General features: G+C 58.8%; 20 protein-coding genes. 11 read left to right on the forward strand and 9 right to left on the reverse strand.

All coding sequences use genetic code 11. The annotated features are described in order from the left end of the window. The first annotated feature begins 215 nt into the window (after nucleotides 1–215). Nucleotides 216–1,253 carry a dipeptidase gene (locus AC13QE_RS04155; protein WP_488482697.1) on the forward strand — a complete coding sequence of 346 codons (1,038 nt, stop codon included), beginning with the start codon at nucleotides 216–218 and terminating at the stop codon, nucleotides 1,251–1,253. Between the two features lie 49 nt (nucleotides 1,254–1,302). On the opposite strand, the gene AC13QE_RS04160 is transcribed toward AC13QE_RS04155, so the two are convergent. Genes AC13QE_RS04160 through AC13QE_RS04180 form a run of 5 tightly spaced genes read right to left on the reverse strand, consistent with a single transcriptional unit; the run spans nucleotide 1,303 to nucleotide 7,344 of the window. Continuing rightward, nucleotides 1,303–2,700 (reverse strand): LLM class flavin-dependent oxidoreductase, encoded by a 1,398-nt coding sequence (locus tag AC13QE_RS04160; RefSeq protein WP_488482698.1) that lies wholly within the window; start codon nucleotides 2,698–2,700, stop codon nucleotides 1,303–1,305. Between the two features lie 36 nt (nucleotides 2,701–2,736). After that, nucleotides 2,737–3,714 (reverse strand): ABC transporter permease, encoded by a 978-nt coding sequence (locus AC13QE_RS04165; protein ID WP_488482699.1) that lies wholly within the window; start codon nucleotides 3,712–3,714, stop codon nucleotides 2,737–2,739. 3 nt (nucleotides 3,715–3,717) lie between these two features. After that, nucleotides 3,718–4,737, reverse strand: a complete 1,020-nt coding sequence (locus AC13QE_RS04170) for an ABC transporter permease (RefSeq protein ID WP_488482700.1) — start codon at nucleotides 4,735–4,737, stop codon at nucleotides 3,718–3,720. Then, a complete protein-coding gene (locus AC13QE_RS04175; RefSeq protein WP_488482701.1) occupies nucleotides 4,727–6,277 on the reverse strand; it encodes a sugar ABC transporter ATP-binding protein in 1,551 nt (516 codons plus the stop codon). Before AC13QE_RS04175 ends, AC13QE_RS04170 begins: the two co-directional genes overlap by 11 nt. A 59-nt stretch (nucleotides 6,278–6,336) precedes the next feature. Continuing rightward, complete coding sequence (locus AC13QE_RS04180; RefSeq protein ID WP_132718176.1) at nucleotides 6,337–7,344, reverse strand: sugar ABC transporter substrate-binding protein; 1,008 nt, start codon at nucleotides 7,342–7,344, stop codon at nucleotides 6,337–6,339. Nucleotides 7,345–7,773: 429 nt separating this feature from the next. Between AC13QE_RS04180 and AC13QE_RS04185 the strand changes: the two genes are divergently transcribed. The 3 genes from AC13QE_RS04185 (at nucleotide 7,774) to ftsZ (ending at nucleotide 11,477) form a co-directional block, all read left to right on the forward strand. After that, nucleotides 7,774–8,817 carry a substrate-binding domain-containing protein gene (locus AC13QE_RS04185; RefSeq protein ID WP_488482702.1) on the forward strand — a complete coding sequence of 348 codons (1,044 nt, stop codon included), beginning with the start codon at nucleotides 7,774–7,776 and terminating at the stop codon, nucleotides 8,815–8,817. A 73-nt stretch (nucleotides 8,818–8,890) separates the two neighbouring features. Continuing rightward, nucleotides 8,891–10,096 carry an acyl-CoA dehydrogenase family protein gene (locus AC13QE_RS04190; RefSeq protein ID WP_488482703.1) on the forward strand — a complete coding sequence of 402 codons (1,206 nt, stop codon included), beginning with the start codon at nucleotides 8,891–8,893 and terminating at the stop codon, nucleotides 10,094–10,096. A gap of 373 nt (nucleotides 10,097–10,469) precedes the next feature. Next, nucleotides 10,470–11,477, forward strand: coding sequence for a cell division protein FtsZ (gene ftsZ, locus AC13QE_RS04195; RefSeq protein ID WP_488482704.1), 1,008 nt, complete (start codon nucleotides 10,470–10,472; stop codon nucleotides 11,475–11,477). A gap of 82 nt (nucleotides 11,478–11,559) precedes the next feature. On the opposite strand, the gene AC13QE_RS04200 is transcribed toward ftsZ, so the two are convergent. After that, complete coding sequence (locus AC13QE_RS04200; protein ID WP_488482705.1) at nucleotides 11,560–12,777, reverse strand: SfnB family sulfur acquisition oxidoreductase; 1,218 nt, start codon at nucleotides 12,775–12,777, stop codon at nucleotides 11,560–11,562. 518 nt (nucleotides 12,778–13,295) lie between these two features. Between AC13QE_RS04200 and AC13QE_RS04205 the strand changes: the two genes are divergently transcribed. Beyond that, on the forward strand, nucleotides 13,296–13,544 hold the full coding sequence (locus tag AC13QE_RS04205) for a hypothetical protein (RefSeq protein ID WP_488482706.1): 249 nt from the start codon (nucleotides 13,296–13,298) through the stop codon (nucleotides 13,542–13,544). A 343-nt stretch (nucleotides 13,545–13,887) separates the two neighbouring features. After that, on the forward strand, nucleotides 13,888–14,046 hold the full coding sequence (locus AC13QE_RS04210; protein WP_015342889.1) for a hypothetical protein: 159 nt from the start codon (nucleotides 13,888–13,890) through the stop codon (nucleotides 14,044–14,046). A 73-nt stretch (nucleotides 14,047–14,119) separates the two neighbouring features. Here AC13QE_RS04210 and ampC read toward each other — a convergent pair whose 3' ends face one another. Beyond that, nucleotides 14,120–15,307 (reverse strand): class C beta-lactamase, encoded by a 1,188-nt coding sequence (gene ampC / locus AC13QE_RS04215; protein ID WP_488482872.1) that lies wholly within the window; start codon nucleotides 15,305–15,307, stop codon nucleotides 14,120–14,122. A gap of 99 nt (nucleotides 15,308–15,406) precedes the next feature. After that, a complete protein-coding gene (bla, locus tag AC13QE_RS04220; protein WP_488482707.1) occupies nucleotides 15,407–16,300 on the reverse strand; it encodes a class A beta-lactamase in 894 nt (297 codons plus the stop codon). 169 nt (nucleotides 16,301–16,469) lie between these two features. On the opposite strand from bla, the gene AC13QE_RS04225 reads away from it, so the two are divergent. Together AC13QE_RS04225 and cml are read left to right on the forward strand one after the other, a co-directional pair. Then, a complete protein-coding gene (locus tag AC13QE_RS04225) occupies nucleotides 16,470–17,348 on the forward strand; it encodes a LysR family transcriptional regulator (protein WP_488482708.1) in 879 nt (292 codons plus the stop codon). Nucleotides 17,349–17,626: 278 nt separating this feature from the next. Continuing rightward, nucleotides 17,627–18,823 carry a CmlA/FloR family chloramphenicol efflux MFS transporter gene (gene cml, locus AC13QE_RS04230; protein WP_488482709.1) on the forward strand — a complete coding sequence of 399 codons (1,197 nt, stop codon included), beginning with the start codon at nucleotides 17,627–17,629 and terminating at the stop codon, nucleotides 18,821–18,823. Nucleotides 18,824–18,925: 102 nt separating this feature from the next. Here cml and AC13QE_RS04235 read toward each other — a convergent pair whose 3' ends face one another. Further along, on the reverse strand, nucleotides 18,926–19,948 hold the full coding sequence (locus AC13QE_RS04235) for an LLM class flavin-dependent oxidoreductase (protein ID WP_488482710.1): 1,023 nt from the start codon (nucleotides 19,946–19,948) through the stop codon (nucleotides 18,926–18,928). A 360-nt stretch (nucleotides 19,949–20,308) separates the two neighbouring features. Here AC13QE_RS04235 and AC13QE_RS04240 point away from each other — a divergent pair, with 360 nt between their 5' ends. The 3 genes from AC13QE_RS04240 to arfA all read left to right on the forward strand — a co-directional run bounded on the left by AC13QE_RS04240 (nucleotide 20,309) and on the right by arfA (nucleotide 23,645). Then, complete coding sequence (locus AC13QE_RS04240) at nucleotides 20,309–20,809, forward strand: invasion associated locus B family protein (RefSeq protein WP_488482711.1); 501 nt, start codon at nucleotides 20,309–20,311, stop codon at nucleotides 20,807–20,809. Between the two features lie 179 nt (nucleotides 20,810–20,988). Beyond that, nucleotides 20,989–21,918, forward strand: coding sequence for an ArsR/SmtB family transcription factor (locus AC13QE_RS04245; protein WP_095436627.1), 930 nt, complete (start codon nucleotides 20,989–20,991; stop codon nucleotides 21,916–21,918). A gap of 218 nt (nucleotides 21,919–22,136) precedes the next feature. After that, nucleotides 22,137–23,645: an arabinosylfuranosidase ArfA gene (gene arfA / locus AC13QE_RS04250; RefSeq protein ID WP_488482712.1), complete on the forward strand. Its 1,509-nt coding sequence runs from the start codon at nucleotides 22,137–22,139 to the stop codon at nucleotides 23,643–23,645. Nucleotide 23,646: the final 1 nt, after the last annotated feature.

Below are 23,646 nucleotides of genomic sequence, written 5' to 3' on the forward strand. Positions count from 1 at the left end.
CAATGCGTGCCCTCTGCAACGCTCAACGCAACTCTATCCGTTTTTATTGCACTCGACCTGACATGGCTTCCACCCCGTCTTACTTTCGCAGGAGTTTTTAGCCAGATGTCTTGTGAGCGGCCAATTCGTTTTTTGCAGAGCTATGAATAATTTGCAGTTGCCCATTTCGCCAAGCTTGCCTAGGCAGATAGCAACTGCGGTGTTTGGAATGAGACATGACCGAATCCTCGATAATTCCCGTATTCGATGGCCATAACGACGTGTTGCTCCGGTTGCGTCGCGGCGGCTTGAATTCCAGCGATGCTTTCCTGAACGGCGAAGCTGCCGGACATATCGACCTGCCTCGCGCGCGTCGTGGCGGCCTTGCCGGCGGACTCTGCGCCATCTTCATCCCTTCGCCGGATCAGCCGAAGTCTGGAAATGCTGATTTTGCGACGCCCGCCCAACCGGACGCGCTGAACGAAACCCTGGCCATGGCGCGGCTTTTGCTTGCGATCGAGGCCCGGTCGCAAGGAGCCGTAAAGGTTTGCCGTTCCGCCGCCGATATCAGGCGGTCGATTGCCGAAGGCCAGTTCGCCGCCGTTTTCCATATTGAGGGCGCGGAGGCGGTCGCGGCCGATCTCGATGCCCTATACATCCTGCATCAGGCCGGTTTGCGCACGCTTGGACCTGTCTGGAGCCGGCCCAATGTCTTTGCCTATGGGGTGCCTTTCCGGTTTCCCTCGTCGCCCGATGTCGGCCCCGGCCTCACTGATGCTGGCAAGGATCTGATCCGCGCCTGTAACGAGCTCAGGATCATGATCGACCTCTCGCACATGAACGAGCAGGGATTCTGGGATATCGCCAAATTGTCGAATGCGCCGCTGGTTGCCTCGCATTCCAACGCGCATGCCATCAGCCCGCACAGCCGCAACCTGACCGACAAGCAGCTTGACGCCATCCGCGATACCGGCGGTTTGGTCGGTATAAATTTCGGCGTGCTGTTCCTGCGCGACGATGGCGTCAGGAACACCGATACGCCCCTCGAAGTCCTCGTTCGCCATGTTGCTTACATTGCCGAGCGCATCGGCATCGAGCATGTCGCGCTGGGTTCCGATTTCGATGGTACGACCATTCCGGCAGCGCTCGGTGATGCGAGTGGCCTGCCGAAGCTGATCGACGCCTTGCGCGCGCATGGGTTTGACGATCAGGCGCTTGCCAAGATCGCGCATCAAAACTGGCTTCGAGTCCTCGAACAGACATGGGGCGGTTGAGACGGGAATCGTCCCGTCTCAGCCAAAGACACGCGCCTTTGTCTAAAGCCTATCCGACGCGTCTGGGAAGAGCGTTGGCTTGGCCAAGATTGCGATAGCCGGTCGCTGGATGCGGGGCTGCAAGCCTGGGTCCGCTGCCGCCAAGCTTCTCGCGCAAGGTGCCTGTGCGGTACTCGGCCTTGTAGACGCCGCGCTTCTGCAGTTCCGGCACGAGAAGATCGACGGCATCCTCGAAGCTTTCGGGGGTGACGGCGTAGGCGAGATTGAAGCCGTCGACGTCGGTATCCTCAATCCATTCCTGCATCAGGTCGGCAACGGTCTGTGGCGAGCCGACAAAGACCGGGCCGAAGCCGCCAATGCCGACCCAATCGGCCATTTCGCGCACCGTCCATTCCTTGTCGGGATCGATTGTGGTGAAGGTCTCGACGGCCGATTGCACTGCATTGGTATAGCGATGGCGCAGCACCTCGTCGGGCGAGAATTGGCCGAAATCGATGCCGGTCCAGCCGGAGATCAGCGCCTGCGCGCCTTCGAGCGAAACATATTGACGGTATTCGTTGAACTTGCGTTGCGCCTCGGCATCGGTCTCGCCCAGGATCACCGTCTGTAGATTGAAGGAAAGGATTTCGCGGGGATTGCGCCCGATGCGCTCGGCTGCTTCGCGAACATTGGCGACATAGCGCTTCAGGACTGCCTTCGAAGGTGCCGCGACGAAAATGCATTCGGCATGTGCACCGGCGAAATCCTTGCCGCGGCTGGAGGCGCCCGCCTGGTAAAGCACGGGGGTACGCTGCGGCGACGGCTCGCTGAGATGAATGCCGGGCACGCTGAAATGCTTGCCGGAATGGCGGATCGGGTGCACCTTTTCCGGTCTCGTAAAGATGCCGCTCTCGCGGTCGCGAATGACGGCGTCGTCTTCCCAGCTACCCTCCCACAGCTTGTAGCAGACTTCGAGATATTCCTCGGCCAGGGAATAGCGGTCGTCATGCTGCGTTTGCGCAGACTGCCCGATGTTGAGCGCGCCGCTGTTCAAATAGGAGGTGACGATATTCCAGCCGACGCGCCCTTTTGTCAGATGATCGAGTGTCGAGATGCGCCGCGCGAAGGTGTAGGGATGCTCGAAAGAGAGCGAAGCCGTCAGGCCGAAGCCGAGATGTTCCGTCTCATAGGCCATGGTCGGGATGAGCTGCAGCGGATCGTTGACCGGCACCTGCGCCGAATGGCGCAAGGCCGCATCGACGTTGCCGTTCAGGACGTCATAAACCCCAAGCACGTCGGCGATGAATAGGCCATCGAATTTGCCGCGCTCCAGCGTCTTCGCCAGATGGACCCAATAATCGAGATCCTTGTAGGTCCAGGATTTGTCGCGGGGATGGCGCCATAGGCCCGGTGACTGGTGTCCGACGCAGTTCATGTCAAAGGCATTAAGCCTGATTTCGCGTGTCATCTTGCTGTTCCTGCGATTGTATCGTTCGGTCGGCGCTCAGGCGCCAACCGCTTTCTTGTTGACGAAGCTGAAGGCGAGCACGGCGAAGATCAAAAGGCCGGTGCCGACCTGCTGCCAATAGAAGTTCAGGCCCGTCAGCAGCAGGCCGTTGGCGACGATGCTCAAGAGCAGAACGCCAAGCACCGTGCCGGCGACGTTCGGCCGCCCCAGCGGCGAAAAGGTCGTGCCGATGAAAGTGGCCCCAATGGCGTTCAGCATAAAGCCGTTGCCGGAAGAGGGGATATAGACCGTCACGGTCGCCGTCAGGATCAGGCCGGCAAAAGCGGCAATCGTGCTGGCAAGGATGAAGGTCACGGCGACATGCTTTGCGAGACCGATGCCTGAATAACGAACGGTGCGCGGCTGAATGCCGATCGCAAGCACGACGCGGCCGAAGCGCATACGGGCAAATAGTAGTGCTGCCGCCGCGATGATGACTGCTGCGGTCAGAAGCGGCACCGGAAAGCCAACAAGCGTTCCATGCCCGATAAAGCGGAATGCTGCGGGAACACCGGAGGGCGGCAGATAGACCGGATTGCCGCCACCCGTTAGAAGTTGCTGAATGCTGCGGCCGATGAACAGTGTTCCAAGCGTCGCCAGGAACGGCGATACGCCGATTGCCGAGATCAGGATGGCATTGAAGGCACCGACCAATGCGCCCGCGCCAAGACCCGCCAGGGCGGCCAGTGGTACCGGTAGACCAGCCAATATGCCGGAGACGAACGCAAAGCTTGCGAAGTCGACTGCCGTTCCGACGGAGAGATCGATGCCGCCGGCGGCAACAGCGAAGGTCATGGCGATCGAGACAATGGCAAGCAGAGTGAAGTTATTGACAAGAATGCTCTGCAGATTGCCGACGCTGAGGAAGGTCGGCGCCACGGTCGAAAACAGCGCGAAGACGAGGACAAGGGCGACGATGAGCCCGTAGCGGGCAAGGCCAGCGAATGACCGTGTCGGGGCAATGGCAGCGGTCACGGTTCAGATCTCCCGTTTGCGAAGCAGTGTGGTGGCCGAAACCACGATGAGGATCAGAAGACCTTGAACGCCGCTGACCAGCGTGCTCGGCAGGTTGAGCAACTGGAAGCCATTGATGAGAAAACCGACGAATAGCGTCGAGATCAGCGTGCCGGCGATGGTCGGCACGAGCCGGCGGGAAAACACCGAGCCGAGCAATGCGGTGACGACGACGGGAAGCAGCATCTCGCCGGAGCCGGTGGTGCTGCCGCTGAGATAGGCGACGGAGAGGATGCCAGCGATTCCACCGCAGAACCCGCTCGCCACGAACGCCCCCGCAACCAGGCTCTTCAACGGCAGGCCGGCGGCGCGTGCGGCCTCGGGAAACTCGCCGACGGCATAAAGCCTGAGGCCAAGCGGGGTGAATTGCACGATCGCCGTGGCGATAATGGTAAAGCCGATCAGCACATAGGCGAGGATCGGAATGCCGAACCCGTCCGACGATGAAAGTGCGGTGAGAAGGTCAGTCGAGGCCGGAAGCACGGTATTCTGCGTCAGCACCAGCTCCAGCCCGGCGACCACATTCATCACGGCAAGCGTCGCGAGCAACGGCACAATGCCCGCAAAAACGATCGCCAGCGCATTGACGATGCCGATCGCCAGCCCGGTGGCCAGCGCCGCCGCCGCGGCGACCACATCGCTAAAGCCGAGCTGAATGAGGGTGGCGTAAACTGCCGCACTAAGCCCCATATTGGCGGCTAGCGAGAGGTCGATACCGCCGGTGACGACATTGGAGCCGCCGGCAATCAGGACGATCGTGAGGCCGATGGCAAGAACACCCGAAATGGCCGATTGCCCGAGCACGTTGCCGATATTGCCGACCGTCAGAAAATAGGGCGCCGTGGCCGCGAAAATCACCAGAATGGCTGCAAAGGCAAGCAGCGAACCGAACCGCAAGGCGGCGGCGGCAAGCTTGCCGCTGGCCGGCGACGCCTTTGTCGTCGAAGTTTCGGGCAGGGAGGCAAATTGAACGTCAGCCGACATGGCGCAATCCTTCCAAGGCACCGGTCGATGCCGACAGAACTTCGTCCGTTGTCGTCTCGGAGGAGATCAGTTCGCGCGTCACGCGACCGCGAAACAGCACAAGGATCCTGTCGGTGATGCCGACAAGCTCCTGAAGATCCGAAGACAGCACGATTACGCCGGCACCGCGGGCGGCAAGTTCGCCGATCAATGTGTAGATTTCGACCTTCGAGCCGATATCGACGCCGACGGTCGGCTCGTCGAGCAGGTAGATCTCCGAGTGGCGGCTCAGCCATTTGGCAATCGCCACCTTCTGCTGGTTGCCGCCTGAGAGTGTCCGCACCAGTGCCTCGCGCCCAGCCGTCTTGATCTGCAGCCGCTTGATCAGCTCGTCGGCGTCGGCGCATTCTCGCCTTCTGCTGAGAAAGCCGAAACGGGTATAGCGGCCCAGGCTCGACAGTGTGATGTTTTCACGGACGCTGAGCTCCAGGCCTACGCCGTGGCCGCGTCTGTCCTCCGGCACCAAGGCGATCTGATGATCGACAGCTTCGACCGGGTTGCGCGGCTTCAGGCCACGCGCATCGACATCGATCGTCCCGCCTGTTGCCGCCTGCAACCCGAAGAGGGTGCGGACCAGATCCTTTGCCCCCGAGCCGAGCAAGCCCGTAATGCCGAGGATCTCGCCGCGACGCAATGAGAGGCTGACATCGTAAAAGCGGCCAGTTGCCGAGAGATTCCTGACTCTGAGTATCTCATTCCCTAGTTCGACCTGCCGCTTGGGAAACATGTCGGCGATATCGCGTTCGACCATCAACTTGGCAATCTTGCCTGCCGAGATTTCGCTTGCCCTCAGAGAAGCAACATCGACACCATTGCGCAGAACCGTAACATCGTCGCACAAGGCCTCGATTTCATTGAGATAATGCGAGACGTAGATAATGGTCACGCCGTCGCTGCGCAGGCGGCGGATGAGGCGGAACAGGATCTCAGCTTCCTGGCGCACCAGCGCTGCGGTCGGCTCGTCGAAGACGAGAATCTTCGGCTTATGTAGCAGTGCGCGGGTGATCTGTACGATCTGCCGTTCCGCCGTCGAAAGCTCACTGATCAGCGCGTTCTTCGGCAAATCGACGCCGAAATAATTGGCAAGGAGTTCCGCGGCCCGCCGCTGCATGGCGCCGCGATCGAGGAAAGGCGTCTTACCGAGGCGGGTCTCTCGCCCGAGAAAAAGCGATTCTCCGACAGTGAAGGTTGGAACCAGCAGCCGATCCTGGTGGATGAAATGAATGCCGAGCTCTTCGCACAGATGCGGCGTCAGGCGGTCATAGGCCCGGTCCTCGATCTCGATCCGTCCCTCATCCGGGGTGTGCAGACCTGCCAGGAGCTTGATCAAGGTGGATTTGCCCGCTCCGTTCTGGCCGACAAGCCCATGGACGGTGCCGCGCCTGACGGCAAGCGACGCTCCGGCCAGCGCCTGCGCGCCGCCGAAGCGTTTGACGATGCCATCGAAGCGCAGGATGTGCGACGCGTTGTCTGCTTTGGTCGCATGATCGGCTGCGGTCATGAAATAGGCCCTTCGCCTTTTGAGAGCGATGCGGGGAATCCGCATCGCCGGTTTGCGGGTCAGCCGATGCCGAGCTTCTTGATCACGTCGGCGACATTGCTTTTGTTTGCCAGAAGGGCAGGGACATAGGTTTCGCGCGGCAAGGTCTGCCCCGAAAGCAGCTTGGCGACGTTGCGGATGGCCGTGCGACCGATTTCCGCCGGCTGTTGGGCAGCATCTGCGCCCGCCGGTGAATTGGGATCGGCGACGAGCTGCAGGACTTCCGGGCTGCCGTCGACGCCGTAGGTGCGGATCTCGGTACGACCAGCGGCCGTGAGAGCCTGTGTGGCGCCGAGCTGGGGAATGTCCCAAGCCGACCAGATCGCCTTGATCGAGCCCTTCTCCGGATATTTGTTGAGGATCGCGGTGATCTGCGCGAAGGCGTCCTGAACCGTGTTGGGAATGACATCCCGAAGCTCAGGTTGAATGATCTTCACCTTCGGAAAGTATTTGACGACATTGACGAGCTGGTCATAGCGGATTGCGCAGGGCGTTACGCCATAAAAGCCGTTGAAGACGATGACATTGCCTTCGCCGCCGATATCGGAGACGAGCTGCAGCGCCAAGTCTTTGCCGATACCCCAATTGTCCGATGTGGTGTTGTTAATCGAATTGGTCGAACCGACATCGACGGTCAAAACGGGAATGCCGGCGTCGCGGGCCTTCTTCAGCCAGGGGTCGATGACGCTCAGCGTGCCGAGGATCTGGACGATGGCGTCCGGCTTCTGCGCAATCAGCGTCTGAAGCTGCGAGACAAGCTTGCCGTCGTTGCGGCCGGCATCAACGGCAATCGGCGTGCCGCCCAGCCGCTTCACCTCATCAATCTGCGCATTGTAGGCCTGCAGGTCGAAATAGTGGTCGGTTCCCGTCGCGCTGATAGCGATCCGCTTGCCTTTCAACGACAATGCGTCGTCGGCAGCAGCGGCGGTCTTCGACAGAATGCTCGAGGCCGCGAGCGCCGTTCCGGCAACCGCCGTCAGTTTAAGAATATCCCGGCGTCCGAGGCCGGTCGTCTGTCCCTTGGTCATGAAAGCATCCTCTCCAGCAATTCCTAAATGCCAATAGAATATAAGATAGGTAGATTTAAACGATTTGCGGGAGAAACGTTTTTCCAAAACTGGAGCGGCAGGGGAAATTTCCGTCATCTGCCTTTCTAATGTACAGATCGGGTTTCCACGGCCCGCGTGATGATCGTTAGCTTTATGGTCACTTTTTCGGATGCCGGTCTATCGCCCCTCAGCCATTGACCCGCGTGGACTGCCCTCGAGATTGCGCGATCTTTTAGGCAAGCCCTTGCCGCCAAGCCTTCCTGTCGCGAACAAAGAATCTCCGAAGGCGGGCAAAATCAGATGATTTAATCTACTAAAAACATAGAGTTTCTATCTAAATAATTGCATGCGTCGCAGGGTCATCATTCCGTTAGACGACGCTTCCGATTGATCGTGAGGATCGCGACAATGAAATTTCTCACACGGCTTGCCCTGACGGCCGTTGCTCCTCTTCTTCTTACGCAGGCTGCGCTGGCTGGCGGTGTGAGTGGCGCTCCCGCCCCCTTTGATAAGGGCGGCGTGAAGATCGCCTTGATCAGCTACATATCGGCCGGCGACTTCTTCCAGGCCTATCAGGCTGGCGCAGAAGCTCAGGCAAAGGCACTCGACATCGATCTGCGCGTCTTCCCCGGCCGCCAAGATGCGGCTGCGCAGCGCGAACAGATCCTTCAGGCGATCAATCTTGGTGTCTCTGCCATCGTTATCGATCACGGCCTGCCGGAATCTCTCGGCGATGTCGTTCAGCAGGCGCTCGACAAGGGCATCAAGGTCGTTGCCTTCGACGTCAATCTCAACAATCCCAAGATCCCCCAGGTCGAGCAGAGCGATCATGAGCTTGCCGATCTCGCCCTGAAGCAGGTCGTCAAGGACAACGGCAGCAGCTTTAAGGCAGGTTATGTCTATGTAGCGGGTTTTGCGCCGCTCGATCGCCGCAATGAAGTTTGGGACGCTTTCAAGAAGCAGAATGCAGGGGTTGTTGAAAAGGCTCGCTTCGGCAATGTCAGCGATACGACGGCGACCTCGACTGCGGACCAGGCAAAGGCGGCGCTGACGGCCAATCCCGACATATCAGTCGTTTTCGCACCCTATGACGAGTTCGCGCGCGGCGTGAAGCTTGCCGCGACGGATCTCGGCATCACGGGCAAGCTGAAGATCTATTCGGCCGATGTATCGACGGCCGACATTCAGGAAATCACTGAACCGGGTAGCCCGTGGGTTGCGACGGTAGCGACCAATCCAGCCGTCGTCGGTGCGGTTTCCATCCGAGCCGCCGCTTTGCAGGTGGCGGGCCAAGAAGTTCCGCATCAGATCACCGTCAAGCCGACGCTGCTGACACAGGAAGGGCTTCGTGCCGCCAATGTCCGGACGATCGAGGAGCTGGCCAAGAAAGTTCCGGCCTTCAATGCAAGCGATGCGGTCACCGCCAGCTGGATACCGGAGAAGCTTTTCTAAGCAGCTGTCCACGATCCGCCGGCGAGAGTTTCTTAATCTCGCCGGACTACGTCCATGAACCGGAGTTCATATGATGAGTCAGTCCAACGTCGTCTTTGCGGGCAGCCGAAACGCCACGCGGGAAGATCTTTTTGCCCGAGCGGAGGAAATTGCGGCCGATCTTTCCAAGCGCGCTCCAGAACTTGATCGCGAAGGCCGTCCACCGCTCGGCGAAATCGTCAAATTGAAGAATGCGGGTCTGTTGAACGCCTTGCATGCTACCCAGGTTGGCGGCGGCGGCCTCGATTGGGTGGATGGCTTGCGGTTGGTGCGTATCCTTGCGCGCGGCGAAAGCTCCATTGGTCAGCTTCTCGGCTATCACTACGTCAACAGCCAATATGTCTATTGGGCCTTCGAAGAGGAGCGTGCGCAGGAACTCGGCAGCAAGACGGTGGCAAACAGCCTCTACTGGGGAGCTGCCGTCAATCCGCGCGATCCGGGCCTCGTATTGACGCGCCGTGGCAATGGCTATGTCCTGAATGGTCGCAAATCCTTCTCCACGGCCGCTCACGTGTCCGATTACATCAACGCCAATGCTGCCCTCGATGACAAGATTGTCGGCTTTGCCGTTCCGACCAATCGGGCCGGTTACAAGGCCAATGACGATTGGGACAATTTCGGCCAGAGACTGTCGGACAGCGGCAGCGTCGAATTTCACGATTTTCCCGTCTATGAAGAAGATCTCGACAAGGTAGCTACCATCGGCGGCGAAGCGCCGGTGCTTGCGACCTTCAATACGCCCCTCATTCAGCTCGTTTTCGTAAACTTCTATCTCGGCACGGCTGAAGGCGCATTGCGAGAGGCGGTCGACTATGTCCGAACGACGACGCGACCGTGGATCACCTCCGGCGTCGAGCGTGCATCGGACGATCCCTATATTCTTGAACGTGTCGGCGAGTTCACTGCGGCCTTGAAGGCTTCCGCTGCGCTGGCCGACAGGGCTGCGGCAAGGGTGCAGGAGGCGCTTGCGAGAGGAAGCAGGGCAACGGCGCGCGAGCGTGGCGAGGCGGCAGCCGAAGCCTATGCGGCGAAGGTGCATGCGACCCATGTTTCGCTCGACGTCACCTCGCGCGTCTTCGAGCTCACCGGCGCACGCTCGACTGCGGAGAAATATCGTTTCGACCGCTTCTGGCGCAATGTACGGACGCACACGCTGCACGATCCGGTCTTCTACAAGGCCAAGGAAGTTGGCGAATTCGTTCTAAACGACCGGATTCCTGAAGTCAGTCTCTACAGCTGATACGAGGGCGAGGACGTGGCACAGTCTAAAAAGGGCATAGGCTCATAATCTGCGCTGCGCTGGTGCTGACACCACCTGTACTCAAGATCGGTCAGCGTCATTTATATCTGGTGTGGTGTGGGTCAGGGTTGGAACACACCACAGCTTCAAGCAGGCTCGCCGATTGTGACCTTTACGCAATGCTGGATGATTGATGTTTCAATATCCGGCTTACAAATCCTGTGCTCAATTCATTATTCTGTGGAGGGTTGCCGGCGCATGCCGCAATCCGCACACGTTCCTCATTAGGATCTCTTCGCTCACGAATCGTTTTCAACCTCCAGAAGGGCAGGCGATCTCGATTGAGAATGAAATCGATCCAATGGAGTCCTTCATGGCTGACACGCGCGCACCACTTTCCGGGGTGATACCGAAGATTTCTGTCGTCGGTGTCGGCGGTGGCGGCGGCAACGCGATCAACAATATGATCGCGCAACAACTTCAGGGCGTTGAATTCATCGCGGCAAACACGGATGCGCAGGCGCTTGCGACGTCCAAAGCGACCAGGCGCATTCAACTTGGCGCACAGGTGACGGAGGGCCTCGGTGCCGGCTCCCTACCGGAAATCGGCCGAGCCGCCGCCGAGGAATCCATCGATGAGATCATGGATCATCTCCAGGGCACGCACATGTGCTTCGTGACGGCCGGAATGGGCGGCGGCACCGGTACGGGCGCCGCGCCGATCATCGCTCAGGTCGCGCGGCAGGCGGGCATCCTCACGGTCGGCGTCGTCACCAAGCCCTTCACGTTCGAGGGCAACCGGCGCATGCGCACGGCCGACGAGGGCATCGAGCGACTGCGTGAAAGTGCGGACACCGTTATCGTCATTCCCAATCAGAATCTGTTTCGCATTGCGGACGCCACGACCACCTTCGCAAACGCCTTTGTGACTGCGGACCGCGTCCTTTATGCGGGCGTCAGCTGCATCACGGACCTGATCATCAAGGAAGGTCTCATCAATCTCGACTTCGCCGATGTCAAATCCGTGATGCGGGGAATGGGACGTGCGATGATGGGAACGGGCGAAGCTTCAGGACCGGGCCGCGCGTTGAAAGCGGCAGATGCCGCAGTCTCCAATCCGCTTCTGGACGACATGAGCATGAAGGGCGCGCGCGGCGTGCTGATCTCCATTTCCGGCGGAACGGACATGACGCTGTTCGAGGTCGATGAGGCCGCCAGCCGCATCCGCGACGAAGTCTTTGCCGATGCCGATATCGTCGTCGGTGCGATCTTCGACAAGACCCTCGACGGCGTATTCAGGGTATCGGTCGTTGCAACCGGTCTGGAAAGTCTCGCGATGTCAGCCGGTCAGCCCATGGAAACCAATATAGATCGGCACTAATTGGCTTCAGCGTGGCGCTGTGGATCTGTGCTTTTGATTATGTGAAAGCCCCGTCGCCGGCGACGGGGCTTTCGTCTATCCGTTAAAGCGCGCCATTCTTCGGCGGGATGACGTCGTTGAGGTGATAATTGCCGACGACGTGATATTTCCAGCGGACGGGGTCATGAAGCGTATGCGTGCGCGCATTGCGCCAGTGGCGATCGAGATTGAGATCCAGCTTGACCGAGGCCGTGCCGGCGAGCTCAAACAGCGTGTTGGTCGCTTCGATGGCAATTTCCGTTGTCAGCACCTTTGCGGCCGCCACCGCGAGCGTCGCCTCGACCACCCTCTTTTCTGTTGTCTCGACCTGGGCGGCATCGACCTTGCGGCCGGCGCGCTCGACGGTCGCGGTCGCGGCTTCCAGCCGGACGGCGATCTGCCCAATCTTGGCGATTGTCAGCGGATCGTCGCTCGCTCGCTCTACGCCGCTATCCATCCAGGGACGCGATCGGGTCTTCACGAAATCAAGCGTTTCGGCAAAGGCTGCCCGGGCAATGCCGAGATCGACACCAGCATGAATGATCTGACCGACGGAGCCGATTGTCGTCGGCCGTTCGAAGCCTTTGTGGTGAAGAACGACATGGTCGGCATTCACATATACATTGTTGAGGACCGTGGTGCCGCTACCGGTCGTGCGCTGCCCGAAGCCATCCCAATCGTCAATGATTTCGATGCCTTCCGTTCCTTTCGGGATGAAGGCCATGACCAGCTTGTCGGCTTCGTCAAGCGCAAAGACGGTGACCCAATCGGCAAAGAGGACGCCCGTCGAATAGAACTTGCGGCCATTGATGCGATAGCCGGGACCATCGCGGGTGATACGCGTATCATAATGCCCGACTGTCTTCGTGCCGCGCTCGGAAAGAGCGTTGCCGAAGCGATCGCCGGCCAATGCGCGCCCGAAGAAATAGCGCTTCTGATCTTCCGAACCATCGACGCGCAAGGCTTCAAGAATGTAGAAGTGGTTCTGTGGGATCTGTCCGATCGAGCCGTCGGCCTGGGCGAGCGTCGCCGTGATCTCCGCCAAGGTGGCATTGGAGACATCCAGGCCGCCATACTCCTCGGGAACCGTAATTGCCAGGAGCCCGGATTGTGCCAGCGCATCCATCTCGGCAAAGGGAAGCAGCCTTTCGCTATCGCGCTCCGAGGCGGTGGCGGCAAAACGCTGGGCCAGCTCCCGCGCGACGGCCTGCGCCTGCTGTTCGGTCTCAAGCAAGGTGGCCTCAGGATGCGTAGCGTTGATATGGTGCAGTTGCGCGTTCATAGGCGGGCTCCGATTTCATTTGGCGCCACGATGCCGCATTCAAAGCCAGGCTTCGAGAAAAGGCATTTCATTTTTGAAGATGTCGTCGCTTCTTCATTCCTTTCTCTATAGAATTTATGGTCAATTGCTGCCCGAAACCATGCCGGCGTTGAAAACGATCGATACTCCTGGCTTTTATTGTGCTGACGGTGATCGATGGTCGGCTCGCAGCTCTATCGCCGGTGCCTGCCGCCCCAAGCGCGCAACTGTTCGATTTGTAAAGGATGCGGCATTGATGGCGGTAGGCTTTCCCATTTATCGGGCCATCGCGGCAATTCCGACAACGGGGTATCGGATGAGGACTTTTCCGGCGCGCACCTGCGCAAGCCTTTTGCAGGTGAGGCAAGAGGCATATCGCTCCGCTTGCAGGGAGCGATATGCCGTTCGTATCAGGAGGCCAGAGCGCGTCGCTCGGTTTTTGCCGGCATCGCTTTGCCGTGAACGCGCAAAGGTCGTTTGGCGGCGACCGGAGACATGCGTTGCGTATTGGTCTTCGCAGCTCCAAGCCAGCGAAGAATCGCATCGAAGCCAGGCTGGGCAGCCCGCTTGAACTCGGGGCTCATTTCCTCGTCCATGCCGCAAAGAGAGGCTATTTCCTGGAAATCCACACGTCCTGCCCGGAGAGGAGGGCGCGACTGGAAAACGATAAGGCCGATCATGAAGCCTTTGATATTCTCGAAGCTACGCGGCTGAAGCAGCGGCTTGAGCCGCAGATCGCAAAAATCTGAAATCTTGCGCTGGAAAACGTCAGAGGCAGAGCTTTTTTTTATGGGCATTATTCATTCCTTGCAGGCGACATCATCCAATGGTCGGGGTGTGGCCCGCTAAAGCACGGAAGTTAAGGAAGCGCAAACAACCGACCGATTGGCCGCTTTCAATTCTACGATGAGCCGGGATTTGGCAAGTGGCAGATTGGTCACGCTTCGGTCAACTCCGCTTCGGGTGGAATGCGATGTTGGCAAGATCAGAGCTTCTTCGGTCTCGCCGCTAAGATCATGAAAAAACTGTAACTTGCCTCCCGCGCCATTGAGAGCGACATTTTCCTTGCGCCGGATATATGAGGTGAAAGACATGTCAGTCTTAGAAATATTGGTCAGACGCCGGATGCAGGAAGAATATGCAAAGGGTACACCACCGGAGCGCATTACCCGCCTTCTGCAGGAATTCTTCAACGGAACGGAAGCCTCCCAAGCTGATGTTGCCGCGCGACGGTCTTCCGGCAATCGATAAATGACGGTGGCCGGCCTCGATGCTTCGCAAGGCCGGCCGTTTGTTGAGGCAATTAAATCCTCATAACAGCACTTTATTGGACCGCATTGGATCCCTGCATGTCCTCGACGGCGGTCAGGATTTTGTAGGCTGCCGCGACGCGCGCGGGGATCGGAAAATTCCTGTTTGCAAGCAAAACGATGCCGAGCTGTCTGGCCGGTATGAAGGCCGCGTATGTGCCAAAACCGTTCGTTGAGCCCGTCTTGTTGAGCAGGACATCCTTGCGCGGCTGCTGAGGCGGGTCGAGCCGGGTGACTTTATGGGGCTCAAATGCCATGTCTGACGAATTGCCGGCAAGCAGCCGGGCAAGCGTCGTTGGATAGGCATAGACCTCCCAACCGAGCGCCTGCGTCGTGTTGTCGACGCGGTAATAGCCGACATGCGTCGCGTCGATTGCCTGCTGAAGCTTATCGTCGAGCTTTGCTTCGCCCATATTCGCTTCAAGAAAGGCAAGCATATCGGAGCTGGTGGTCTTGATGCCATAGGCCTGCGTATCGAAAATGCCGCCGTTGACGCGGATCGGCTTGCCCTGCTTGGAATAGCCATAGGCATAATTGGCCATCTCGGCCGGTGGAACGCGGACATAGGTGTGACGGAGGCCAAGACCAGGAAGAATTTTCTCCTCCATCAGCTTATCGAACGGCTCTCCGACGGCCTGCGCTGCCAGGTAACCGAAAAGGCCGATGCTGGGATTGGAATATTGCCGATACGTACCGGGCGCAAAGGTGGGATGCCATTTGCGATAATAGGCAACCATCTTGTCCTGATCCGTCACGTCGCTGGGAAACTGCAGTGGCAGACCGCCTGCCGAGTATGTGGCGAGATCGAGCAGGCTGATCCTGTCGAAGCTGCTGCCTGCAAGTTCCGGCATATACTTCGTCGCCTTGTCGGAAAAGGACAGCTTTCCGTGGACTTGAGCGTAGGAGCCGAACGCTGCCGTAAAGGTCTTGCTGATGGAGCCGAGCTCGAAGATCGTGTCGTTCGTCACCTTCTGGCCGCTCTCCCTCGAGGCGACGCCATAGTTGAAGATGTAACGCTTGCCTTTGACGGTCAGTGCGATGGCCATGCCCGGCACGTTGTTTTCCTTCATCAACGGGCGGATGATCTCGTTGACGGCTCGCTCCAGCCGATCCTGGTCATTGCCATCGGCGGCGTGTGCGCCGACCCCATAGAAAAGGCAGCTGGCGACGAAGCCGAGCTTCTGCAAAGAACTGGTACGTATATTCAAGATGATATCCTCATTGTGATGATCGACCGTGCAGAATCGTATGGTCGAAAAAGAGGTGATGATTGGCGGCGGTGGTAATCCGGCGCCCCGATCTCAGATCGCCGTAGCGATCCGGCCGATTTCGGCAATGATGGCATTGCGTTCGTCAGCTGCGATGGCGGGGATCTCGCAATAGGCCGTCACGATGATGGGCGCGCGCTTCGTTGGCCATAGCACCGCGATGTCGTTGGCATTGCCGTGCTTGTCGCCGTTTGTTCCGGTCTTGTCACCCACTAGCCAATCCTTCGGAAGCCCGGCGCGCAGGCGGGCGTCACCCGTCTTGTTGGTGATCAGCCAAGCCGCAAGCTGCAATCGCGAGGCGGGCGTCAGCACATCGGTGAACAGAAGCCGCCGCAGGTTTTCCAGCATCGCCGAAGCTGTCGTCGTGTCGCGCTCATCGTTCGGAGTGTCGTGATAGTTCAGCGTGGGCTCGGTGCGGTCGAGGCGGGTGATCTCGTCGCCTATGCTGCGGCAGAAGGTCGTAATTGCCCCTGGGCCGCCAAAGCTCGCGAGCAGCAGATTAGCCGCGGTATTGTCGCTGAGCGTCACTGTCGCTGCGCAAAGTTCGCCAACGGTCATGCCATTTTCTCCGGCATTGGGTTCGGTTGCCGGAGAATAGTCGATGAGATCGCTCTTCTTGTAATGAACGCGTCGGTCGAGCTTCTCTTCTCCCTTGTCGACGCGGGCAAGCACGAGAGCTGCCGCCAGCGCCTTGAAGGTGCTGCACATCAGGATGCGCTCGCCGGCGCGATGCTCGATGCGCCTGCCGCTTGCCACGTCGAGAATGCTGACACAGATGCGGCCTGGATGCTTGCTTTCGAGCGCGGCAAGCTGCGCCTCGCCTGTATTATCGTCTGCAGTACGTCCAACCGAGCTCAGCCCTGCCAGAACAGGCAGCGCAAGCAAGCCGCCGGCAAGGCTTTGCCGGCGCGACAATAAGATCGTCATCTTGTTTCCACTTCGATTTTGCGTTGGGCAACGGTGCGCCTATCAGCCCGCGGACGTCATTGGGGTCTGGCAAATCACCGTGCGAGGCGGACTATGGCTCTGGTTTCTGCCCTAGACAAACGATCAATTCTGGGCTTAGACATGAGAAAAACTTGGCCTTAGGACACAAATGGACATTTCCCAGCTGCCACTGAACGCGCTGCGGGTTTTCGAGGCCTCGGCGCGGCATGGCAGTTTTACGCGGGCTGGCCTGGAGCTTCGAGTCACGCAGACGGCGATCAGCCATCAGGTCAAGGCGTTGGAAGACGTGCTGGGCGTGACCCTCTTCAAGCGCCTGCCACGCGGCCTCGCGCTGACCGACGAGGGGCATGCGTTGCTGCCGGTCCTGACGGACGCCTTCCGCCGCATGAGCGCCACGCTCAGCCAGTTGGAGGAGGGGAATTTCGCCGAGATCCTGACGATCGGCGTCGTCGGGACTTTCGCGATCGGCTGGCTCCTGCCGCGCCTCGGCAGTTTCAAGGCACAGCATCCCCATGTCGATCTGCGCCTGAAGACCAACAACAACCGAGCCGATATCGTGCTCGACGGACTGGATTTCTTCCTGCGCTTCGGCGACGGCGCCTGGCATGGAACGGAAGCGATCCATCTTATGGATGCGCCACTCTCCCCAGTTTGCACGCCGGATATCGGCGCGCGATTGCGCACGCCTGCCGATCTCGTCGATGTCGAACTGTTGCGATCCTATCGGGTCGATGAATGGTCGCTCTGGTTCAGGGCGGCGGACCTGCCGCCACCGCATCTTCGTGGCTGGATGTTCGATTCGTCGCTGACGCTCGTAGAGGCTGCAGCACGCGGCGTTGGTGTCGCGTTGGTGCCGGTCGCCATGTTTTCCCATGACATCGAAGCCGGCAGGATCATGCAGCCGTTCCAGATTATGGCGATGACCGGCAGCTATTGGCTGACCCGGCTAAAATCGCGGGCGGAAACGGCGTCCATGAAGGTGTTTCGCCAATGGCTGTTGGCTGAAATCGAGGAGATGCCGGGCTAGACCAGCGGCAAAACGGCCCCGAACCTGAGACTGGAGCCGTTTGGAATGAACTGCTGGTTGCGGCGGTGCTCATCACACGTCATTGTCACGTTCGATGTCATCTGCTAGAGGCTGTGGCCATCACGTATCTCGACACGAGGCCATCGGCATGGGGAATTCCAAGTCAGCAGATAGATAAGCCGCAACAGCTTTTTGTTGTTGCGGCGTGCTGTCGAACTCATTCCCATTGATGCCAATGGCAGGCGCCGCCCGAACTCTCTTTCGAGCGGAATTTTCTCATGTCTGATATACGCCCGTCCTGGGCCTACTCGCTGCCGGCGGCACTGCTGCTGATGGCGCCTTTTGATATCCTCGCTTCACTGGCCATGGATATCTATCTTCCCGTCGTGCCGTCGATGCCCGGCATTCTCAACACGACACCTGCGGTGATCCAGCTGACCTTGAGCCTCTATATGATCATGCTGGGTCTCGGACAGGTCGTGTTCGGCCCTCTTTCGGATCGCATCGGCCGTCGCCCGGTCCTGCTTTCCGGCGCGCTTGTGTTTGCCTCATCTTCCTTTGGAGCAGCTCTTGCAGGGAGTGCTCCCATCTTCGTTCTGTGCCGTCTGCTGCAGGCCATCGGCGCGTCGGCAGCCTTGGTCGCGACCTTCGCGACTGTGCGGGATGTCTACGGCAATCGCCCGGAGCAGGCCATTATCTATGCCACATTCGGATCGATACTCTCCTTCGTGCCGGCGCTCGGTCCGATAGCCGGAGCGATGATTGCCGACCAGTTCGGTTGGCGTGCCATTTTCATATTGCTTTCGCTTCTGGCGTTGGCCGCCACCTTTCACGCTCTGGCGAGGTGGCATGAAACGAGACCTCAAGGCTTGACCGGGCCGCGCCGACCCATCTGGCCCATCTTCAAAAGCCGGTCGTTCTGGACCTATACGCTCGCCTTCAGCGCGGGAATGGGGACGTTCTTCGTATTCTTCTCGATCGCTCCGCGCGTGCTCATCGGCAGGGCCGGCTACTCAGAACTCGGCTTTAGTCTTGCCTTTGCGACCGTCGCCGTCGTGATGATCGCGACGGCACGCTTTGCCGGATGCTTTGTCGAAAGATGGGGTGTTGCGGGCTGTGTTGCGCGGGGCATGGGACTGCTTCTTATCGGTGCGGCAGCTCTTGTTCTCGGTCAGCTTTACGGGGCGCCGTCCTTCGCAAGCTTCGTGCTGCCGATGTGGATCATGGCGGTCGGCATCGTTGTCGCAGGATCGGTGACGGCGAATGGGGCGCTGGCCGAGTTCGGCGATATCGCCGGCTCGGCTGTCGCGTTCTATTTCTGCATTCAGAGTCTGATTGTAAGTGTCGTCGGAACGCTGGCGGTCGCCGTGCTGGATGGCGATAGCGCATGGCCGCTTGCGGGTTTCTCCGCTGTCATGGCGCTGCTGGTATTGGCAGCACTTCATAGGCTGCGGCGTCACGCCGCCTTGGCTTGATCCGCCAAGCATGTACCCTTCACGGGGTAAAATCTGAAACGACCGCCCGCGAAGGTGAGCTTCGGGGCGGTCAGTTTTGTCTCGTCCTGTTTCAGAACCCTCCTAGCGCCACTCCAATGCCGGTGCGACATGCGTCAGGATGCTTTCGATGACATGGGCGTTGTAGTCGACCCCAAGCTGGTTCGGCACCGTCAGCAGCAGGGTGTCGGCCGCGGCGATGGCTTCGTCCTTTGCCAACTCCTCGATCAGCACATCCGGTTCTGCGGCATAGCTGCGGCCGAAAATGGCGCGTGTCTTTTCATCGATGAAGCCGATCTTGTCAGCATCCTTGCCGCTCTGGCCGAAATAGGCGCGGTCGAGATCGTTCACCAGCGCGAAGATGCTGCGGCTGACCGAAACCCGCGGCTCGCGCTTGTGTCCGGCCTCTTTCCAGGCCTCGCGATAGAGCCTGATCTGGTCTGCCTGTTGGACGTGGAAGGGCAGGCCGCTTTCATCATCCTTCAGCGTCGAGCTCTGCAGGTTCATGCCGAGCTTCGCGGCCCATACGGCCGTAGCATTGGAGCCGGCACCCCACCAGATCCGCTCACGCAGGCCCTCGGAATAGGGTTCCAAGCGCAACAAGCCTGGCGGGTTGGGGAACATTGGCCGAGGGTTGGGCTGTGCGAAGCCTTCGCCGCGCAGCAGATCGAGCAGCACTTCCGTATGCCTACGGCCCATATCGGCATCGCTTTCGCCCTCCATTGGGGCATAGCCGAAGTGGCGCCACCCGTCGATCACCTGTTCGGGCGAGCCGCGGCTAATGCCGAGCTGCAGCCGGCCGCCGGCGATAAGATCCGCAGCGCCGGCATCCTCGGCCATGTAGAAAGGATTTTCATAGCGCATGTCGATGACGGCGGTGCCGGTTTCGATGCGGCTGGTCTTGGCGCCGACAGCTGCCAGCAGTGGGAAGGGTGAGGCAAGCTGGCGTGCGAAATGATGCACTCGGAAATAGGCGCCGTCCGCACCCAGCTGTTCGGCCGCGACGGCTAGGTCGATCGATTGCAGCAGCGTATCGGCAGCCGAACGGGTTTGCGACTGGGACGAGGGCGTCCAGTGGCCGAATGAAAGGAAACCGATCTTCTTCATGGTACAATCCTACTATATCCGGTTAGCACGGCCTGATCCCGCATCACTTATGTCCATGCAGATACATAGAGCGTCCAAGGCGCCGCCTGTTTGCGTCTTCATGGCATGGTTTGCAAAGGCCGTAGGTTCAGGCGGCTATATGTGCATGGATGCAGCGGATGGAACAGCGCAATCTGTGAACTGATCGTCAATGCCGACGAGGTTGTGTTCTTCTCATATATGGTTTCCTGCGTGTTTCCTAACATGAACAAATTTTAACGAAGACATTAACAATCAGATAACGCACCGCACCGAAACTGCCGCGCGTGTGAGTGCATCTCTCGCTTTCAATCTCCTTGAAACAAGAAATGGCAGGAAACCATGTTTGCAAGAAATTTCGCCCCCGCTCTGGTCTTCGTCGCATTCGGCGCCGGTATCGCGCATGCGGAAGTGCCCGTCCGTATCGATCAGTTCGATCATTGGGGCGCATATTCTTATAAGTCCGGCGACAATGTGAATTGCTATGTTCTATCGAGGCCGGTTGCGCAGCAGCCCGCCAGTGTCGACCATGGCGACAATTTCTTCATCGTCTCGCGTCTGTCTCCCGGCGATAAATTGGTTCCTGAGGCCGCGATGGGCTATGACCTTAAAGACGGTGCTCAGATGACGGCGACGGTCGGCGACCAGACATTCCCGATGTTTACGAAAGACCGGCACGGCTGGGTAAGGAATGAGGCGCAGGAGCCGACCATGGTCACTGCCATGAAGGGAGGTGCGCAGCTGCAACTGCAGGCAACCTCTAAGCGAGGTACTGAAACGAGTTATTCCTACTCGCTGTCAGGCATTACCGCTGCTCTGAAGCGGATAGAGACATGCCGGTAAAACTTGAGGCTGAGCGGCCGTCTGGAGTTTCGTCCCGCCAAGTTGTATAGCCCGCGAGCTGGCTGGCGTCTTCTCATTGCGCGCAGAAGGCGCCAGGCCGGGCCATCTCGAGTAATATCTCTTGTGAAATCAAAAATCCTGATATAAATGAAATCTATTGATGGGGAATTCAGGATTTTATGCAGCGCGGCTTTCTGACAATTTATGCGGGTGAGAACGCTGCGGTTTTCCGGGCGCTATCGGCGCCGGCACGTGTCGATATGTTGAAGCTGCTCTGCGCAAGGGGCTCGCTGAATGTCAACGAGATCGCCCGGGAGCTTGATCTGCCGCAATCGACTGTCGCCACTGGTATCATGATCCTGGAGGAGGCCGGTCTTGTCGAGACCAAGGCTGCAAAGGCGCGCAAGGGTTACCAGAAGATCTGTACCGCGCTTTACGACGAGATCCTGCTGAGCTTCGAGGATCAGGCCTTCAAGCATGATGAGGACGTGATCGAAGTCGCCATGCCGATCGGTCTCTATACGAGCTGCGAGACGCATGCGCCTTGTGGCCTGTGCTCGACCGAGGGCGTCATTGGCCTGCTTGATGTCCCCGATTATTTCCTTGATCCGCAGCGCATGCAGGCAGGTCTTCTCTGGTTCGGGCGTGGCCATGTCGAATATAAATTCCCGAACAATGCCAAGATCTTGAACAGGAATGTCAATGCCATCGAATTCTCGATGGAATTGTCCTCCGAAGTGCCTGGCACCAATCCGGACTGGCCATCCGACATCACTGTGTGGATCAACGGCGTGGCCGTTGGCACATGGACGTCTCCGGGCGATTATGGCGATAAGCGCGGGGCTTTTACGCCAAGCTGGTGGAAGCTTGAAGGCTCTCAATACGGCAAGCTCAAGACCTGGCGAATCTCCAAGAAGGGCACCTTCATCGACGGAGTTGCCTCTTCCGATGTGACGATCGATGATCTTGCTATCAGTCAGCATTCGTCGATCCGCTTGCGGATCGGGATCGCCGACGATGCGCGCAACACCGGTGGCATCAATATTTTCGGCCGCGGTTTCGGCAACTATGGCCGCGACATTCTTATGCGCATCGATTTGGCGCAATAGTATCATAACTTTTGATATATAGCATATCGGCAGAGTTAAATTCCCATAAGTCGCATTTTTCGTAAACGCCTGATTTTGTGGAGTATTTCGCCAATCCGCGAGTGTTGCCTTCATGGCTTTTGCGATGTTTACCGCCTCAAGTGCGTTGACGACCTTCCAAAAGTGTATCAAGATCAAGGTATAAGAACGAAATATCTGATATATATGGGAGGAAGGCCGTGAAGGCGCATGTGATCGTCCACCGTGATTTCCGAATCGCCGACATCGATGATCGGCTTTACAGCTCTTTTCTGGAGCATCTAGGCCGGGCGATTTATGGCGGCATCTACGAGCCGGGCCATCCGACAGCGGATGAGAATGGATTTCGCAAGGATGTGATTGAGCTTGTGCGCGAGCTCAACTCGCCCTACTGCCGCTATCCCGGTGGTAATTTCGTTTCGGCCTATAATTGGGAAGATGGCGTCGGGCCGCGATCCGAGCGCCCTGTGCGTCTCGATCTTGCTTGGCGGACACGCGAGAGCAACCAGATCGGCGTCAATGAATTCGTCGATTGGTGCAAGAAGGCCAATACCAAGCCGATGCTTGCCGTCAATCTCGGCTCGCGCGGGCTGGATGCGGCGAGAAACTTCGTTGAATATTGCAATCATCCGGGCGGCACATACTGGTCGGATCTGCGGCGCAAGCACGGCTGGGCCGATCCGCATGGGGTGAAGCTGTGGTGCCTCGGCAATGAAATGGACGGTCCCTGGCAGGTGGGTCACAAGTCCGCCTACGAATATGGACGCCTCGCCGACGAGACTGCCAAGGCCATGCGCGGCTTTGATAAGTCGCTCGAACTCGTCGTCTGCGGCTCGTCCAATTCCGACATGAAGACCTATCCCGATTGGGAGGCTGAGGTTCTGGATCAGTGCTACGACAGCGCCGACCACATCTCGCTGCACATGTATTTCGCCAACCGCGAGAGAAACACGCTGAACTATCTGGCCAAGGCCGAGAAGCTGGATCGCTACATCGTCACTATCGGCGGCGTCATCGACTATATCAAGGCGAAGAAGCGGTCGAAGAAGACCATCGGCATTTCCTTCGATGAGTGGAACGTCTGGTATCACTCCAACCAGCAGGACAAGGAGATCCTTGCCCGCGATGAATGGCCGGATGCGCCGCATCTGCTCGAGGATATCTATAATTTCGAGGACGTGCTGCAGGTCGGCGGCATTCTCAATACCTTCATTCGCCGCTCCGATCGCGTTCGCATTGCCTGCATCGCCCAGCTTGTCAATGTGATCGCACCGATCATGACGGAGGATGGCGGCCCGGCATGGCGGCAGACGATCTACTATCCGCTCTATTTCGCCTCGAAATACGGTCGCGGCTATGCGCTGCGCCTTGTCACGGATGGTCCGACCTATGACAGCGACGAGGCCGATGACGTGCCTTATCTCGATGTGTCGGCCGTTCACGACGAGATGGGAAAGATGGTTACGCTCTTTGCAGTCAACCGCCATCCCGACAGCGCGCTCGATCTAGATACACGTCTCGAAGGCTTCGCCGGAGCCCGGGTCGTCGAACAGCATGAAATCGTCAACAACGATTTGCAGGCAACCAACACCGCAGCGCATCCGAACGCGGTCGTCCCGACCAATACGGGCGATGCCAAGATCGAGGACGGCCGGCTTCGTGCCACGCTGAAGCCGCTGTCCTACACGGTAATCCGGCTGGCGGTGTGAT

The sequence above is a fragment of the Martinezella sp. CNPSo 3957 genome (assembly GCF_057784395.1).